At 74.7% G+C, this 16,525-nt stretch carries 18 protein-coding genes; 14 read left to right on the forward strand and 4 right to left on the reverse strand.

Features of this window, described 5'->3' with window-relative positions; all coding sequences use genetic code 11:
• The first annotated feature begins 108 nt into the window (after positions 1–108).
• Positions 109–591 carry a hypothetical protein gene (locus tag O7604_RS08310; protein ID WP_281579320.1) on the forward strand — a complete coding sequence of 161 codons (483 nt, stop codon included), beginning with the start codon at positions 109–111 and terminating at the stop codon, positions 589–591.
• On the opposite strand, the gene O7604_RS08315 is transcribed toward O7604_RS08310, so the two are convergent.
• Both O7604_RS08315 and O7604_RS08320 read right to left on the reverse strand, forming a co-directional pair.
• On the reverse strand, positions 564–2,939 hold the full coding sequence (locus O7604_RS08315; RefSeq protein ID WP_281579321.1) for a glycosyl hydrolase family 65 protein: 2,376 nt from the start codon (positions 2,937–2,939) through the stop codon (positions 564–566). The genes O7604_RS08310 and O7604_RS08315 overlap by 28 nt on opposite strands.
• A 108-nt stretch (positions 2,940–3,047) precedes the next feature.
• Entirely contained in the window at positions 3,048–3,824 is a 777-nt protein-coding gene (locus O7604_RS08320) for an A24 family peptidase (protein ID WP_281579322.1), read from the reverse strand.
• 664 nt (positions 3,825–4,488) lie between these two features.
• Between O7604_RS08320 and O7604_RS08325 the strand changes: the two genes are divergently transcribed.
• Genes O7604_RS08325 through O7604_RS08380 form a run of 12 tightly spaced genes read left to right on the forward strand, consistent with a single transcriptional unit; the run spans position 4,489 to position 13,325 of the window.
• Positions 4,489–4,950: a hypothetical protein gene (locus O7604_RS08325; RefSeq protein WP_269706945.1), complete on the forward strand. Its 462-nt coding sequence runs from the start codon at positions 4,489–4,491 to the stop codon at positions 4,948–4,950.
• Entirely contained in the window at positions 4,944–5,897 is a 954-nt protein-coding gene (locus O7604_RS08330; protein ID WP_281579323.1) for a hypothetical protein, read from the forward strand. Before O7604_RS08325 ends, O7604_RS08330 begins: the two co-directional genes overlap by 7 nt.
• On the forward strand, positions 5,894–6,562 hold the full coding sequence (locus O7604_RS08335) for an SAF domain-containing protein (protein ID WP_281579324.1): 669 nt from the start codon (positions 5,894–5,896) through the stop codon (positions 6,560–6,562). Before O7604_RS08330 ends, O7604_RS08335 begins: the two co-directional genes overlap by 4 nt.
• Positions 6,562–7,395, forward strand: coding sequence for a ParA family protein (locus O7604_RS08340; RefSeq protein WP_269703007.1), 834 nt, complete (start codon positions 6,562–6,564; stop codon positions 7,393–7,395). Before O7604_RS08335 ends, O7604_RS08340 begins: the two co-directional genes overlap by 1 nt.
• Positions 7,385–8,923 (forward strand): CpaF/VirB11 family protein, encoded by a 1,539-nt coding sequence (locus O7604_RS08345; RefSeq protein ID WP_281579325.1) that lies wholly within the window; start codon positions 7,385–7,387, stop codon positions 8,921–8,923. Before O7604_RS08340 ends, O7604_RS08345 begins: the two co-directional genes overlap by 11 nt.
• A complete protein-coding gene (locus O7604_RS08350; protein ID WP_281579326.1) occupies positions 8,920–9,819 on the forward strand; it encodes a type II secretion system F family protein in 900 nt (299 codons plus the stop codon). Before O7604_RS08345 ends, O7604_RS08350 begins: the two co-directional genes overlap by 4 nt.
• Positions 9,816–10,679, forward strand: a complete 864-nt coding sequence (locus O7604_RS08355) for a type II secretion system F family protein (RefSeq protein ID WP_281579327.1) — start codon at positions 9,816–9,818, stop codon at positions 10,677–10,679. The genes O7604_RS08350 and O7604_RS08355 overlap by 4 nt, the downstream gene beginning before the upstream one ends.
• Before the next feature lie 25 nt (positions 10,680–10,704).
• Complete coding sequence (locus tag O7604_RS08360) at positions 10,705–10,914, forward strand: hypothetical protein (RefSeq protein WP_013283462.1); 210 nt, start codon at positions 10,705–10,707, stop codon at positions 10,912–10,914.
• The gene (locus O7604_RS08365) at positions 10,914–11,396 is read left to right on the forward strand and encodes a TadE family protein (protein WP_269703015.1); all 483 of its coding nucleotides are present in this window, start codon (positions 10,914–10,916) and stop codon (positions 11,394–11,396) included. The genes O7604_RS08360 and O7604_RS08365 overlap by 1 nt, the downstream gene beginning before the upstream one ends.
• Positions 11,393–11,866 (forward strand): TadE/TadG family type IV pilus assembly protein, encoded by a 474-nt coding sequence (locus O7604_RS08370; RefSeq protein WP_269703016.1) that lies wholly within the window; start codon positions 11,393–11,395, stop codon positions 11,864–11,866. Before O7604_RS08365 ends, O7604_RS08370 begins: the two co-directional genes overlap by 4 nt.
• Positions 11,863–12,294, forward strand: a complete 432-nt coding sequence (locus tag O7604_RS08375) for a hypothetical protein (RefSeq protein WP_281579328.1) — start codon at positions 11,863–11,865, stop codon at positions 12,292–12,294. The genes O7604_RS08370 and O7604_RS08375 overlap by 4 nt, the downstream gene beginning before the upstream one ends.
• Before the next feature lie 14 nt (positions 12,295–12,308).
• Positions 12,309–13,325, forward strand: coding sequence for a LysM domain-containing protein (locus tag O7604_RS08380; protein WP_269703020.1), 1,017 nt, complete (start codon positions 12,309–12,311; stop codon positions 13,323–13,325).
• A gap of 1 nt (position 13,326) precedes the next feature.
• Here the strand turns inward: O7604_RS08380 and O7604_RS08385 are convergent, their stop codons facing one another.
• Positions 13,327–14,178, reverse strand: coding sequence for a Rieske 2Fe-2S domain-containing protein (locus O7604_RS08385; RefSeq protein WP_281579329.1), 852 nt, complete (start codon positions 14,176–14,178; stop codon positions 13,327–13,329).
• An 83-nt stretch (positions 14,179–14,261) separates the two neighbouring features.
• On the opposite strand from O7604_RS08385, the gene O7604_RS08390 reads away from it, so the two are divergent.
• Positions 14,262–15,026: a crotonase/enoyl-CoA hydratase family protein gene (locus tag O7604_RS08390; RefSeq protein WP_281579330.1), complete on the forward strand. Its 765-nt coding sequence runs from the start codon at positions 14,262–14,264 to the stop codon at positions 15,024–15,026.
• Between the two features lie 4 nt (positions 15,027–15,030).
• On the opposite strand, the gene O7604_RS08395 is transcribed toward O7604_RS08390, so the two are convergent.
• On the reverse strand, positions 15,031–16,515 hold the full coding sequence (locus tag O7604_RS08395) for an FAD-dependent oxidoreductase (RefSeq protein ID WP_281579331.1): 1,485 nt from the start codon (positions 16,513–16,515) through the stop codon (positions 15,031–15,033).
• Positions 16,516–16,525: the final 10 nt, after the last annotated feature.

The following is a 16,525-nucleotide window of genomic DNA, read 5'->3' on the forward strand; positions in this document are numbered from 1 at the left end:
TGTCTAGCACTCTGGGCGACACACCGCTGACCCGTCGTGTCGGTGATCCGGCCGATCCCGGCCGCCACCTGGTACGACGGTGGGACACGCCGTCGCGAGGAGGTACCGATGACAGGTGGACGGGAGACAGTGGAGGTCGAGCCGGCGGTGTTCCGCGCCGTCTACGACTCGCCCGCGTCACTGCCCGGGCGGCACCGGTGGACCACACCGGAGGCGGACGTGCGGCGGCTGGAGAAGCTGCTGAACATGCCGGCGCGCAGCATCGGCGCGCCGCTGTGGGTCAGCGGCGACGAGCCGGACTGCCCGAAGTGCGGGCGGCGGGTCACCTGGTACGACATCGTCGCGTCCGCGCTGCACGGCGTGCACGACCACACGATGATCGCGCGGGTGATCCTCGGCGAGCGCAAGTACGTGAACACCGACGTGCCGGACGCGATCCCCGGTGTCCACTGTGCCGACTGCCGCACCCCGATCACCGGGCTGCGCAGCTTCAAGTGCCACAACTGGGCGTACGCGTTCGAGGCGCTGGAGGAGGTCGTCGCCCGGATGTCCGGCCTGCCGGTTCAGTCGTCGCCGCCGGCCGTCTCCTGAGCACGCCGTTCGGGACGGCGGCCGGGCGGGGACGGCGGTTCGGGACCGGGATCGGGCACCGGCGGCATCGGCCGGGTGACCGGTCCGTCGCCGGTGACCCGGAGCGGTTCGCCGTGGTGCCACAGCTCCACCGCGTCGCCCGACCCGCCCTCCGGCAACTCGTAGCGGGCCTCGTGCTCGGTGAGCGTGACCCGGAGCCGGTGCCCGTGCCGGCGCAGGTGGAACACGAGCCGGGTGATCGGCGCGGGTAGCCGCGGCTCGAACGCGAGCTCGCCCCGGTCGTCGCGCAGCCCGCCGAAACCCTGCGCCACCACCAGCCAGGCGCCGGCCAGGGACGCCAGGTGCAGCCCGTCGGCGGTCTTGTCGCCGAGGTCGGCGAGGTCCTGGAGCGCCGTCTCGGCGAACAGGTCGTACGCCAGGTCGAGGTGCCCGACCTCGGCGGCGAGGATCGCCTGCGCGGACGCCGACAGCGACGAGTCCCGGACGGTCCGCGCCTCGTAGTAGGCGACGTTGCGCGTCTTCTCCTCGGCGGTGAACTCCCCCGGGCAGCGCAGCATGGCCAGCACCAGGTCGGCCTGCTTGACCACCTGTTTGCGGTACAGCTCCTGGTAGGGGAAGTGCAGCAGCAGCGGGTAGTCGTCCTCGCCGGTGCCGGCGAAGTCCCACTCCGGCTGCGCGGTGAAACCGGCCGACTGCTCGTGCACGCCGCGCTTGCCGTCGTACGGGACGAACATCGCGTCGGCGGCGGCCCGCCAGCCGGCCACCTCGGCGGCGTCGACGCCCAACCGGGCGGCCACCTCCGGGCAGCGCTCGGCGGCGTCGGCGGCGCCGCGCAGGTTGCGCCGGGCCATCAGGTTGGTGAAGACGTTGTCGTCGACGAGCGCGGAGTACTCGTCCGGGCCGGTGACGCCGGTCAGGTGGAACGCGCCGCCGTCGTCGAAGTGGCCGTAGCCGTGCCACAGCCGGGCGGTTTCGATCAGCACCTCGGCGCCGCACTCGGCGAGGAACGCGGTGTCGCCGGTGGCCGCGACGTACCGCAGGATCGCGTCGGCGATGTCGGCGTTGACGTGCAGGCCCGCGCTGCCCGCCGGCCAGTAGCCGGAGCACTCCCGGCCGCTGAGCGTCCGCCACGGGTAGGTGGCGCCGGTGAGGCGCAGCTCCGCCGCGCGGTCGCGCGCCTCGGGCAGGTGGGCGTGCCGCCAGCGCAGCGCCGAGCGGGCCAGCTCCGGCGCCAGGTACGTCAGCACCGGCAGGACGTAGCCCTCGGTGTCCCAGAGCACGTGCCCGTCGTAGCCGTTGCCGGTCAGCCCCTTGGCCGGGATGGTCCGGGCACCGTCGGCGCGGCCGGACTGGAGCAGGTGGAACACCGAGAACCGGACCGCGAGCTGCAGTTCCGGGTCGCCGTCCAGCTCGACGTCGGCGGTGGCCCACGCGGCGTCGAGCGCGGCGCGCTGCTCGGCGAGCAGGGCGTCGAACCCGTCGGCCCGGGCCGTGTCCGCCTCCGCGACGACCAGGTCGGCCAGCTCACCGGCCGGGGTGCCGTCGACGTCCGCGCACTCGTACGCGGCGAACCGGGTGACCCGGATCCGCTCGCCGGGGCGTACCGGGCCGGACAGCGCCAGCCGGAACCGGTCGGCGGTCAGCTCGGTGTCGGTGGCGATCTCGTCGGGCGCCCCGACCCGGTGCGCGACGGCGACGGCGACCCGCTGGCCGCTGCGCCCGGTCCGGTGCACGAGCACGCCGTCGAGGCCGTCGTGGCGGCGGAGTTCACCGGTGAGCGGGTCGTGGATCACCGAGGCGGCCCGGGGGTCGTCGGCGCGTTCCGGCACCCGCTGGTTGGCGAGCAGGTCGGCGCCGACACGCAACCGGACCGGCTCGTCCAGCGGCTCGACCGTCCAGTCGAGCGCGGCGACCGGGCGGCGGGTCAGCGACACCAGGCGGGTGCTGCGGATCCGGACGCCCCGGCCGCCCGGCGAGACCCAATCGGTCTCCCGGCGGACCACCCCGGCGCGCAGGTCCAGCTCCTGGTGGTGCTGCCGGATCGTGCCGGTGCCCAGGTCCAGCGGCTCGTCGTCGACCCAGAGCCGGATCAGGGCCGCGTTCGGCGCGCTGATCACGGTGTCGCTGCGTTCCGGGAACGCGTACCCGCTCTCCGGGTAGCTCAGCTCGTGCTGCTCGTGGAACCCGTTGAGGTAGCTGCCGGGCATGCCGCAGGGCTCGCCCTCGTCGAGGGTGCCCCGCCAGCCCACCCAGCCGTTCGCGAGCGCGAAGACCGACTCGGTTTCGCCCAGCCGGTCCAGGTCCGCGCTCGTGCGCCGGATCCGCCAACCGTCGTCGCCCTGCGGCACGTGCCCTCCCGAGTCCGAAGCCTGGACCGCCACCGAACCAGACCCGGCTGGGAGGCGGCTGGGACTCGATACCCCTGGGATTGCCCGCCCGCACCTGCGGGTGGCCGATCACACGGTGACGAGCACCAGCGTGGCGGCGGCGCCCAGCACCAGGAACGGCCCGAACGGCAGGTGCCCGGACCAGCGGACCCGCCGGGCGGCGAGCAGCACCACCCCGGCCAGTCCGGCGAGGGTCACCGCGAGCATCAGCCCGGCCACCAGCACCGGCCAGCCGTACCAGCCGAGCAGCGCGCCCGCGCCGAGCGCCAGCTTCGCGTCGCCGAGGCCGAAGCCCCGCCGCCCGAACAGCAGCGTGGTCGCGGCGAAGCCGCCGCCGAGCGCCAGACCGGCCAGGACGGCGCGTACCAGCGGGTCGGCGCCCGGACCGGTCAGCGCGGCCACCCCGAGCAGCGCCCACGCGCCGGCGGCGGCCGGCCAGGTGAGCCGGTCGGGCAGCCGGTGCGCCATCGCGTCCACGATCGTCATCGGTACCGACCACACCAGCCACCACGCCAGCGCCAGGCGCGCGGCGGGCGCGCCGCCGGCGACCACCGGCACCGCCACCGCGAGCAGCAGCGCCACCTCCACCACCGCGGGCGCCGCGCCGACCCGGGCCCGGCAGGCCGGGCAGCGGGCCGCGGGGCTGAGCGCCGGCAGCGGCCGGTCCAGCCCGATCGGGGCGCCGCAGCCGTCGCACGCCGTCCGGTCCGCAGACCCCGGCGGTACGGCGTAGCGCGCCACCGCCAACCGGAGCAGCGGTACGACCGCCAGGGCGGCGGCCAGCCGGGCGCCCGGACGGCGGACATCGACCACCGGTCCGGTACGCCGCACCCGTTCGGCCGTCATGCCGGCTCCCCCGTCCGGTCGCCGTGTGTTCCATCGTGGAGCACGCAGAGTGATTTCCCGTTCGCCCACGTGTGACGGGGGAGGCCCGTGGCGGCGTGTGGCGCGACGCGCGACCGGCCGGGACGAGCCACGGCGTGACCCCCGGCGGAGCGGCGGGACGGATCGGACGAGCGGCACGCTCCCCACCCATACCGACGGCCCGTCGACACCGCCGCGGGGCGTACGGGTGAGCACACGCCCGCCGGCCCGGAGCGCCGCGGAAGCCCGCTCGTCATCGTGGTGACACACACCGGCCACCACCTCCCGTCTTCACTCACCGTGTTCACGTGAATTGCCTCTGTTGCATCGGCGGACGTGAGCCTATGCTCGCCCCTTGGGTACGACGCAACCCCCGATCAATTGGCGTCGGAGGAGTCAGGGCACCGAATCCGCAGCGATCAGTACAGGTCAATACAAGTGATGGCGACGGGGGCCCGGAGTGACAGATCCGGGCGCGCTTCCGCATGCCCGGAGCGGGTCGGCGTGATCGCCCCGGGCCGGCACCGAGGAGGGATCGGCGTTGCGCACACGGCAATCCCGCCGATGGGAAATCTTCCTGCTCAGCGTCGTGCTGGTGGTCGGCACGGCCGGCTGCGGCACCGAACCGGAGGCGGCCACCGGTCCGCTGACCGGCCGCACCGTCGCACCCGCCGGCCATTCCAGCGCCGAGGAGAACGCCGCCGGAAAAGCGGCGCTGGCCGCCTATTCCGGCTATCTCGACGCGTCCCGGGCAGCCAGTGCGCGCAGCGATCCGTCCCATCCCGCTCTGACCCGATTTCTGGCTGACCCGCTGCTGACTCGGGTGCGAATGGCGATTCTCGACGCGAAGGAGCACGGCGCGATGCGTACCGGGAAACTGATCTCCAACCCTGAGGTCGTCTCGGTCGACCTGACCGCGAGCCCACCCACCGTCGAGATCCAGGACTGCCTGGACGCCAGCGGCTACCGGCTCGTCTACGCCAAGAACCGCAAGGCCGTGCCCGGCACCCGCGGCGGGCGCTACCTCGCCACCGCCACAGCGGTCCGCTTCCCGGACGGCCGGTGGCTGGTCAACGGCGGCGCCGCGCACCAGGACCAGCCGTGCTGACCTGGGGAGGAAGGGGTGTCCCGGCCCATCCGACCCGGGCCGGGACGCCCCGCCGGCTGCTCCTCGCCGCCGGCCTGGCCGCGCTGCTGACGCTCACCGGCGCACCCGCCCGCGCCGCCGACCCGGGCGGCTCCTGCCCACCGGAGCAGACCGACTGCGACGTCTGGGACGACGACCCCGGCACCCCGGGTGGTCCGGGCGGACCGGGTGGCGGCGGGGACAACGGCGGCGGGGGCGGCAACGGAGGCGCCGCGCCGAAGTGTCAGTGGAACGGCCGCGTCATCCCCTGCTACCACGAGGTGCTCGGCTGGTTCAACAACGCCGACGGCTGCTACTACAAGCTCGCCGAGCCGCAGGACGAGGCGCCCGAAGGCCAGCAGTGGTACGTCGCCACCTGCAACGGCGGCGACCTGGGCCAGCAGGAACTCGTACTGCGCGACGCCCCGCCGCCCGGCTACGGCGCGCCGCCGGACCCGGAGGAGCTGGCCCGCCGCGCGCTGGCCTCGATCTCCCTGCTCCCGCCCCGGGCGTCGGTGGCGCCCCGGCGCAGCCAGGGCCCCGGCCTGGTCGGGCTGCCGGTCTGGATGTGGGCCAGCCCGGGCGAGGCGTACTTCGGGCCGCTGAGCGCGTCCGCCTCGGACCGTGGGCTGACCGTGGAGATCACCGCGAAGGTGACCCGGATCGTCTGGCACATGTCCGACGACATCGACGTCACCTGCGACGGTCCGGGCACGCCGTACCGGGCCGACGGGCCGCGGGCCGGCTCCACCTCGCCCGACTGCGGTCTCGACGCGGGTTATCCGAGGGCCGACACCTACCAGGTGAGCGCCACGACGTTCTGGACCGTCGAGTGGTCCGGCGGCGGGGAGAGCGGCGTGATCGCCCAGAGCCGGTCCAGCGGCGTCATCCCGGTACAGATCAACGAGCTTCAGGTGGTGACCCGATGAGTGTCGTGGCAGCCCGCAACGGAACCCCGGTGGAGGCCCCGGTCGCGCCGCCGAAGGTGGTCCGGCAACGACGCGTCCGCCCCGGCCTGCTCGGCCTGGCGGTCCTGCTGATCGCCCTCGGCGGACTGGGCGCCGCGTTCGCTGTCACCTCGGTCCGCTCCACCGGCACGTACCTGGCGGTGGCCCGGCAGGTCGACGTGGGACAGCAGCTCACCGCCGACGACCTGGTGCCGGTACGCGTCTCCGGCGGCCGGGAACTCCGGCCGGTGCCCGCCGACCGGATGAACGAGGTGCTGGGGTTGCGGGCGGCCGTCCGGCTCACCCCGGGCACGCTGCTCACCGCGGCGCAGCTCACCGAGGCCCCGCTGCTCGGCGCCGGTCAGCAGCAGATCGCGCTGGGGCTGGAGCCCGAGCAGGTGCCGGCCCGCAAGCTGAACCCCGGCGACAAGGTGCTGCTGGTCAGCACACCCTCCAACGCCAACGGAGGCGGCTCGGAGGCGTCCCGTGGCGGCGGCACCCGGTTCGAGGGCACCGTGATCGACACCGCCACGCCGCAGAACGGCGACGTGGTGGTCTACCTGGCGCTGGCCGTACGGGACGTGCCGGCCGTCGTGGCGCTCGCCGCCGACGACCGGATCGCGCTCGTGCTCACCGAGGCGGCCTGATGGCGATCATCGCCCTGGTCTCGGCGAAGGGCTCGCCGGGCGTCACCACCGCCGCGCTCGCCGCCGCGCTGAGCTGGCACCGGCGGCTCGTGCTGGCCGAGTGCGACCCGGCGGGCGGCTCGATCCTCGCCGGTTACCTCGGCGGCGCGCTGGACGGTCCGCGCGGCATCGGCGAACTGGCGGTGGGTGAGCTGCGCGACGGCAGCCTGGAGCACGCGTTCTGGTCGCAGCTGGTCGACCTGGACGCCCCCCGCCGCGAGCGGCTGCTGCTGCCGGGCGTGGTCGACCCGGCCCAGGCCGGCAGCGTCATCCCGCTCTGGCAGCGCTTCGCCGACTACTTCACCGGGCTGGAGCGGGGCGAACCGCCGTACGACGTGCTCGTCGACTGTGGCCGGCTGGCGGTGGGCGGTCCACCGTGGCCGCTGCTGCGGGCCGCCGCTGTGGTGCTGCTCGTCACCCGCGCGCACCTGCCCGACCTCTCCGCCACCCGGGCCACCGCCCGCGCGATCGAACGGGACCTCACCGAGCACCGCGTACCGCCGGGCACGCTGCGGCTGCTCGTGGTCGGGGACGGGCACGGCACCAGCGAGATCAGCAAGGCGCTCCGGCTGCCGGTGATCGCCCGCCTGCCGCTCGACCCGCGTACCGCCGAGGTGCTCGCCCACGGCGGCACCGTACGCGCGAACCGGCCGCTGATGCGCGCGGCCGGAGCCCTGGAGGTGCCGGTCCGGGCGCTGCTGGACCGGCGGCGCGCCCGGCTGGCCTGGCCCGGGGCGACGACACCGCGCGCGGTGACCGCGCCGAGCCTGCCGGGGGTGTCCGGTGCGGTTTGAGCCGGTCTCCCACGACCCGCGCGTCCAGCAGCCGAGCGTCGTCTCCACTGTCCCCCCGCTGGCCCCGCCGAACGGGCGGCACCACGTACCCGGCCCGCTGCCCGCCGCGCCGGCGGCGCCGCCACGCCCCCGGGTCGACTTCGCGGTGGTCCGCGAGCTGCGGCGGGAGCTGAGCGAGCGGCTCACCCACTGGCAGCGCGGACGCGAGTTCGACGCCGACGCCGAGGAGGTCGAGCGCGCCCGGCTGGCCGTGGCGGTGGTCTCCGCGTACGCCGACTCGGTACGCCGGTCCGGCACCCCGATGGCAGCCGACTCCGAACGGCTGCTGCTCGACCAGGTGACAGCCGAACTCGTCGGGCTGGGCCGGCTTCAGACGCTGCTCGTCGACGACAGCATCGAGGAGGTGCACATCCTCGGCTGCGACCAGGTACGCATCACCCGGCACGGCGGCGGCGTCGACTGGGCCGAGCCGATCGCCGAGACCGACGACGAACTGGTGGAGATCCTCCAGGCGGCGGCCCGCCGGGCCGGTGCCACCGAACGCTCGCTGTCCACGTCTAAGCCCACGCTCGACCTGCAACTTCCCGACGGCAGCCGCCTCGCCGCCGTGTTCCTGGTCAGCCACCGCCCGTACGCGGTGATCCGCAAGCACAACACGCTCGAGGTGAGCCTGGAGGACATCGCGGGCGGCCGGCCCGACCTGGACGAGATGATCGATCCGCTGCTGCGCGACTTCCTCCGCGCGTCCATGCGGGCCGGGCTGAACATCATGGTGGCCGGGCTCGCCGGGGCCGGGAAGACCACTGTCATCCGCGCGCTGATGGACGAGATCCCGGCCGACGAGCCGTACGTGCTGCTGGAGGAGAGCCGGGAACTGCTGCCGGCCCGGCGCGGGCACAAGCACCGCGCGGTGATGAGCTTCGAGTCCCGGGAGGGGCACGGCGAGCGCGGTGCGGACGGGCGGCCGGCGGGTGAGGTCAGCATCGCCGACCTGATCCCGGTGTCGCTGCGCATGGGCGTGCTGCGGATCATCGTCGGCGAGGTGCGGTCCCGGGAGATCGTGCCGATGCTCCAGGCGATGACCACCAGCCGCGGGTCGATGTGCACCATCCACGCGCGTACCCCCTCGGGGGTGAGCGAACGCATCATCGAGCTGGCGCTGTCCCACGGCCGGGAGATGACTGTCGACCAGGCCCGCCGGATGGCCGGCAACGCGCTCGACCTGATCGTCTACGTGACGGTCGAGGACGAGACAGCGATCGGTGGGCGCAAGCACCGGTTCGTCTCGCACGTCGAGGAGGTCATCGGCGTCGGTGAGGGCAACCGGATCACCACGACGACCGTCTTCGGCCCCGGCCCGGACGGCCGGGCGGTCCCCCGCCACCTGCCCGAACGCGTCCGCGACCAGCTGCTGCGCGTCGGCTACGACGCCCGCCTGCTCACCCGGTTCGTCGAGGCCGGGGTGGGCGCGTGGCGGCGACCCCGGCACACCCGCCTCGGGGCGCGGCCGAGCGGAGGCCCGTCGTGACGCAGATCGAACTGATCGCCCTGGTCTCCGGTGCGGCCTGCGTGGCCGGGCTGGTGCTGACGGTGGTCGCGCTGGTCGGCACCCGCCGCCCGCCGGGTCCGGCGCCCGGCTCCGGGCCGGGTCTGAGCCGGCTCTGGACCGGGTCCGGCGCGAGCCGCGCCGACCAGCGCCGCTACCAGCTCCTGCTCGGCGCCGCTGTGGTCGCCGGGGCGGCGGCGTTCCTGCTCACCGGACTGCCGGTGGTCGGCCTGCTGGTGGCGCTCGCGGTACCGGGCGTGCCGTGGCTGTTCGCGGTGGGCCGGGCCGAGCAGCGGGCCATCGCCCGGGTCGAAGCCGTAGGCGAGTGGACCCGCCGGCTCAAGGACATCTCCGCCACCGGCCAGGGGCTCCAGCAGGCGATCATCGGCACCATCGCCACCGCGCCGGAGGAGATCCAGGAGGAGGTACGCACGCTCGCCGCCCGCCTCCAGGCCGGCTGGCTGGCCCGCTCCGCCCTGCTCGCCTTCGCCGACGAGATCGCCGACCCGGTCGCCGACCAGGTGGTGGCCGCGCTGATCCTGCACCTCACCGACCGGGGCGAGCGCCTCGGCGACGTGCTCGGGTCGATCGCCGGCGCCGCCTCGGCCGAGGTGGCGACGCGGCGCGAGGTCGAGGCCAAACGCACCCAGCCCCGGTTCGCGGTCCGCTTCCTCACCGGCATGACGCTGGCGACGCTCGCGTACGGGCTGGTGAACAGCGACTACATCCGTCCGTACGGGACGGTCACCGGTCAGCTCGTGATGGCGGTGCTCGGTGCGGCGTTCGTCGGCCTGCTGGTCTGGGTGCGCTCGATGAGCCAGCCGCCCCGGCCGGCGCGGTTCCTGCCGGCGCCCGACCTGGACGAGGCGATCGCATGATCCTCAACTGGCAGATGGCGATCGCGGTGCTCGGCGGGTGCGCGGTCGGGCTCGGGCTGTTCCTTGTCGTCCGCGAGACGCTGCCGGCCACCCCGGCGCTCGGCCCGGCGCTGCGCCGCCTGCACCAGCCGCCCGGCCAGCCCTCGGCCGCCGGCGCCGGGCCGGACTGGCTCGGCGGGTTCGCCCGCTGGCTGCGCCCGCCGCACCGGCAACTCGCCCTGCTCGACCGCACCCCCGAGCAGTACGCCCTGTCCGTGCTGCTCTCCGCGCTCGTCGGGTTCGCCACCCCGGCGGTCGCCTCGGCAGTGCTCTTCGTCGGCGGGGTGGCGCTGCCGGTGGCCGTACCGGTGGTGGCCAGCCTGGGCCTTGCGCTCGGCGCCGGTCTGCTGGCGCACCGCGCGGTCCTGGCCAAGGCCGACGCCGCCCGGGACGAGTTCCGGCAGGCCGTCTGCACCTACCTCGACCTGGTGGCGTTGCAACTGTCCGCCGCGCACGGCCCGGTCCAGTCGCTGGAACGCGCGGCGGCGGTCTGCGACGGCTGGGTGTTCGACCGCATCCGGGAGGCGCTGCGGCTCGCCCAGCTCCAGATGCACTCGCCCTGGGACGAGTTGCAGGAGCTGGCCGACCGGATCGGCATCCCGGAGCTCGGCGACGTGGGCGCCATCATGCGCTCCTCCGGCAGCGAAGGCGCCCAGGTGCACGAGACGTTGCGGTCCCGCGCCGACTCGCTGCGCGACCAGATCCGTACCGACAACCTGGCGCGGGCCGAGGGGGTGACCAGCAAGTTGGACATCCCCGGCTCACTGCTGGTGTTCGTCCTGCTCGGCTTCGCCGTCTATCCGTTCCTCGCCCGCCTGTGAACCCACCTTCGAGAAGGAGACGACCATGCACCTCTACGCCTACCTGTACGTGGCGGTGAGCACCCGCCTCGCCGAGCTGCGCCGGGACTCCGAGCGCGGCGACAGCCCCGTACCGACCGCGGTGATCATCTTCGGGCTGGTCGCGGTGGCCATGGCGGTCACCGGGCTCGCCCTGGCCAAGGCGAACAACTGGATGAACGCCATCCCGAACAACACGGCGCCGCAGGCCCCGTGATGCCGCGCCCCGCCCGTACGGTCCGGAGCCGGCCGGCGTCTGCCGGCCGGCCCGCCGGCCCGCCCGGTCGGGGGCGGTTCGCCGCTGCCCTGCGCGCCCGCCTGGCCGAGGGTGAGCGGGGCGCCAACCCGGTCGAGCTGGCCGTGGTGATGCCGGTGATCCTGGTGATGCTGTTCGGCTCGATCCAGGTCGCCGTCTGGTTCGTGGCCCGGTCCACAGCGCTCAACGCCGCGCAGACCGCGGTGAACGCCCAGCGCACGATCGACGCCGGGCCGGACGCCGGCCGCCAGCGGGCGATCAGCTTCCTGCAGCAGTCCGGGGACTGGCTGGTCGGCTGGGAGCAGACCGGCCCGACCTGCGTCGAGACGGCCACCGACGTCACCTGCACGGTGCGGGGACGCTCCCTGTCGGTCATCCCGGGCGTGTCGTTCGAGGTCACGCAGACCGCGCACGGCCCGGCCGAACGGTGGACCACCGGATGAGCGCCGGGGCGCGGCGGGACCGGGGTTCCGTCTCGATCGAGGTGGCGGTGCTCGCGCCCGCCTTCATCGGACTGATGGTGCTGGCCGGCGTCGCCGGGCGGACCGCTGTCGCGGACGAGGCGGTGGAGTCGGCGGCCCACGACGCCGCCCGGGCCGCCTCGCTCGCCCGCACCGCCGACGACGGTGCGGAGGCCGCCGAGGAGGCCGCACTCGACCAGCTCGGCTGGGCGGGGCTGAACTGCACCGGCCCGCCCCGGATCGACCTCGCGGGCTCGGTGGCCGGGACGACGACGAGCTTCGCCGCCGCGTACCAGAGCGCCGCAGGCGTGCCGGCGACCGTGACGGTCACCGTGACCTGCACCGTCTCCTTCGACGACCTGAGCGCGCCCGGCCTGCCGGGCGTGCCGGGCGGCAAGACCGTTTCGGCGAGATTCACCTCGCCGCTGGACACCTACCGGAGCCGCGGATGACCGGGCGACGCGCGGCGGAGAACGGCCGGGTGAGTCTCTTCCTGGCCGTGGCGATGACCGGCGTGCTGGCGATCATCAGCCTCGCCTACGACGGCGCCGGTCAACTGCGCACGCTGCAGCGCGCGGACAACCTGGCCGCCGAGGCGGCCCGCGCGGGCGGCCAGATGATCGACCGCGCGCGGGCCATCGAGGGCGGTCCGAAGCGGATCGACCAGGTCGCCGCCCGCGCCGCGGTCGCCGCCTACCTCGACGCCGCGGGCGGCGTCCGGGACCACGAGGTCGACTTCCCCGTGGTCGGCGCCGAAACCCGGATCCGGGTACGCGTGCAGATCACCTACAGCCGGGACCTGCTGGGTCTGTTCGGCGTGCAGAACACCGCCATCGTCTCCGGTGAGGCCACCGCTCGGGCGCTCACCGGCCCACCGTAGGAAGGAAGGCCGCCATGCGTGCACCCCGACGCTCCCCCGTCCGCCGCGCCGGCCAGGTCCTCACCGGGCTCGGCGCCCTCGTCGTGCTCGTCGGGGTGCTGGCCGGCGGGCCGGTCGCGTTGCTGGCGTTCGCCGGCAATCCACTGCCGGATCACCTGCCCACGTTCGCCGAGATCGGTACGGCGTTGACCAGCCGCGACGACGGCCAGCTGTTCCTGCGCGCGCTGGCGGTGGTGGGCTGGTTCGGCTGGGCCACGTTCGCGTTCTCCGTCGTGGTGGAACTGCTCGCGGCGGCGGTACGGCGGCCGGCACCGAAGCTGCCCGGCATGCACCGCCAGCAGAAGGCCGCCGCCGCGCTCGTCGGGTCAGTGGCGCTGATCCTGGTCGCGAGCCCGGCCGCGGCGAGCGCCGCCGCGCTGACCGCCCCGCAACCGGCGGTCGCCGCCGTCACCTCACCGGCGGTGGCCGCGAGTCAGGTCGCGGCCCCGGCCCCGGTCGCGCCGAAGGTGGGCGACCCGGCCGTGTACCGGGTGGCGAAGGGCGACTACCTGGGCGAGGTGGCGGACCGCTACCTGGACGACTTCGACAGGTACAAGGAGCTGGCGCGATTGAACCGGCTCGCCGACCCGGACCGGATCCGCCCCGGTCAGCTCATCACGCTGCCGGACGGCGCGACGGATTCGGGTGCCCGGCGACACGCCGCCGGACGGATCGTGGTCACCAAGCCGGCCGAGACGGCACCGGCGAAGCCGGGCGGTGGTGGCGCCTCGTCGACCACCCCGAAGGCCAAGCCGAAGCCCACGCCGCGCGACGCGACGCCCACGGTGGAGGCACCTGTCGCGCAGCCGCCGGCCATGTCGGCGGGCGCGTCCCGGGCCACCGCCGAGGAGGGCATCAACCGTCCGCTGGCCATCTCGGCGGTGCTGGCCGTGGCGAGCATCGTGGGTGCGCAGATCGGCGCGCTGCTCGGGCTGCGCAAGCGGCCGGTACCCGCGCGGGCGCTGTCCAGCGGTCGGCACCGGCGGGACTGACTCAGGGCAGCCGGGCCTCGACCCGGCCGGCGACCACGCGGCTGGGCAGCACGATCTGGTCGTTCGCGGCCGGGCCGTGCACCACCTCGCCGCCGTCGAGCCGGAACGCGCTGCCGTGCCAGGGGCAGACCACGCAGGCGTGGCCGTCGATCTGCTCGACCGTGCCCTCGCCGAGCGGGCCGCTCTGGTGCGGGCAGCGCTCCAGCATGACGCTGACGTCGTCGCCGTCCCGGTAGAGGATCACCGAGACCTCGTCGATCTTCTTGGTGACCAGTTCGTGCCGGGGCAGGCTGCTCAGGTCGCCGACCCGGTGCCAGCCGTCGCTGATCAGGTGCAGCTCGGAGACGCTCTGGCTGGCCTGGGCGCCCTGCTTGTACGCGAGGTGCCCGCCCAGGTACGCCCCACCGCTCGCGGCGGACAGCCCCAGGTAGGACAGCGCCCGGCCGAGGCCGTGCCGTCCGTTGAGCCGGGCCGCGAGCGAGCCGGCGAACAATGCCAGACCGACCGTGTTGGCGGCGGCGTGCACCAGCCCGACCCGGCGCTGGTCACGGGAGAGCGAGGCCCAGTCGTTGAGCCCGGCGACCGCGGCGGGCAGCGCGCTGACCGTACCGAGACCCACCAGCGCGGTGGCGGCCCGGCGCTGACCGGGCAGCAGGTCCACCACGGCGGCGGAGATCCAGGCGCCGACCGGCACCTGCACCATCGCGGGGTGCAGCGGATGGCCGAGCCACACGCCGTGCAACGCGTCGCGTACCCGCTGCGAGCGCAGCGTGCCCTGGACGGCGCGCTGCAACCGGTCACCCACCCGGTCGAGAACGGTGGCCTGTTCGATCTTCGTCAGTAGTTCGCGCACCCGTTCCGACTTCCCGGCAGGAGAGCCCCCAAACCGGACGCCCCGGAATTCCCTCACAGGTGCGTCGCGGGCATGCTGAGCCCATGGGGGTACGCGTCGAGCACGCCGGTGCCGTGACCACTGTGATCCTGGACCGGCCCGAGGCGCGTAACGCCGTGGACGGGCCGACCGCACGAGCGCTGGCCGACGCGTTCCGCGCGTTCGACGCCGACCCGGACGCGGCGGTCGCCGTGCTCTGGGGCGCGGGCGGCACGTTCTGCTCCGGCGCCGACCTGAAGGCCGTCGGCACGCCCCGCGGCAACCGGGTCGAGCCCGACGGCGACGGGCCGATGGGCCCGACCCGGATGCGGCTGTCCAAGCCGGTGATCGCCGCGATCTCCGGGTACGCGGTGGCGGGCGGGCTGGAGCTGGCGCTCTGGTGCGATCTGCGGGTCGCCGAGTCGGACGCGACGCTGGGCGTGTTCTGCCGCCGGTGGGGCGTACCGCTGATCGACGGCGGGACGGTCCGGCTGCCCCGGCTGATCGGGGAGAGCCGCGCGATGGACCTGATCCTCACCGGCCGGCCGGTGGGCGCCGCCGAGGCGTACGCGATGGGTCTGGTCAACCGGCTGGTCGCGCCGGGTGAGGCCCGCGCGGCGGCCGAGGAACTGGCCGCCGCGATCGCCCGGTCTCCGCAGACGTGCCTGCGCAACGACCGGGCGGCGGTGCTGGACGGCGCGGGGCTGCCCGAGCCGGAGGCGATGGCGACCGAGCTGGCCTACGGCCTGGAGTCGCTGGCCGTGGACGGGGTACGCGGCGCAGGCCGGTTCGCCGACGGCGCCGGCCGGCACGGCGTGCCGGCCGGCTGAGGCGTCACTTCAGCGCGCGCAGCGCGTCCTCGATGGCCCTGTGGAACGTCGGGTACGCGTAGATCATGTGCCGGAGCTGGCTGATCGGCACCGCCGCGTGCACCGCCACGACGAGCGCGGAGAGCACCTCGCCGCCGGCCGGTCCGGCCGAGGTGGCGCCGACGAGGACGCCCTGGTCGGCGTCGGCGATCAGCTTGATGAACCCGGCGTTGCCGGTCTTGTGGATCCAGCCGCGGGCCGACGAGGTGAGGTCGGCGTACCCGACCTGGACGTTGACGCCGCGCTCGCGGGCCTGCTGCTCGGTGAGGCCGACCGCGCCGACCTCGGGGTCGGTGAACGTGACCCGGGGCAGCGCCCGGTAGTCGGCGACCGGGACGCTGCCCGGCGCGGCAGTCGACCCGCCCGCGCTCATCGCGCCGCCGACCGAACTGACCACCCCGGCCGCGCCGCCGACGACACTCGCGGTGCCGCTGGCGTCCGGGCCGCCCTTGGTACGCCGCATGTGGTCGAGCACGTCCGCCACCACGATGCCGGCCTGGTACATGGCGATGTGGGTGAACGCGCCCTCGCCGGTGAGGTCGCCGACCGCCCAAATCCCGTCGGTGACGTGCATCCGGTCGTTCACCGGCAGGTAGCGCTGCCCGGCGTCCACCCCGACGGTGTCCAGGCCCAGCTCCTCCAGGTGTGCCTTGCGGCCGGTCACCACGAGCAGCTTCTCGCCGGTGAACTCGGCGCCGTCGGCGTACACGGTGAACGCGCCGCCGTCGTGGCCGACCCGGCCGGCTTTGACCCCGGTGTGGATCTCCACCCCGTCGGCGCGCAGCGCGTCGGCGGCGAGCGCGGACGCCTCCGGCTCCTCGACCGCGAGCACCCGGTCGGCCGCCTCGATCACCGTCACCCGCACGCCGAACCGGGCGAAGACCTGCGCCAGTTCCAGCCCGATCGCGCCGCCGCCGAGCACCAGCAGCGACGCGGGCAGTTCCTCCACCTCGATGGCCTGGTGATTGGTCCAGTACGGCGTGTCGGCCAGCCCGTCGATCGGCGGGACCGAGGGCCGGGTGCCGGTACCGAGCACCACGCCGTAGCGCGCCTGGAACACCTGGTCGCCGACGCGTACCCGGTTCGGGCCGTCGAGCCGTCCGCTGCCCCGGACGAACCGGCCGCCCTTGCCGGTGAACCGGTCCACCGCCACCTTGTCGTCCCAGGTGTCGGTGGCCTCGGCCCGGATCCGCTTCGCCACCGGTGCCCAGTCGGGCCGCACCTGGGCGGACCCCGCCAGCTCGTTGACCCGGTGCGCCTCGGCCAGCGCGTTCGCCGCCCGGATCATCATCTTGCTGGGCACGCACCCCCAGTAGGGGCATTCGCCGCCGACCAGATCCCGTTCGATGCCGACCACGGTGAGGCCGGCCTCGGCGAGCCGCCCGGCCACCTCCTCGCCGCCGACTCCGAGCCCGACCACCACTACGTCCACCAGTTCCGGCTCCGCCATTCCGCAAGCA

Source organism: Micromonospora sp. WMMA1947, assembly GCF_027497355.1.
Lineage (GTDB): Bacteria > Actinomycetota > Actinomycetes > Mycobacteriales > Micromonosporaceae > Micromonospora.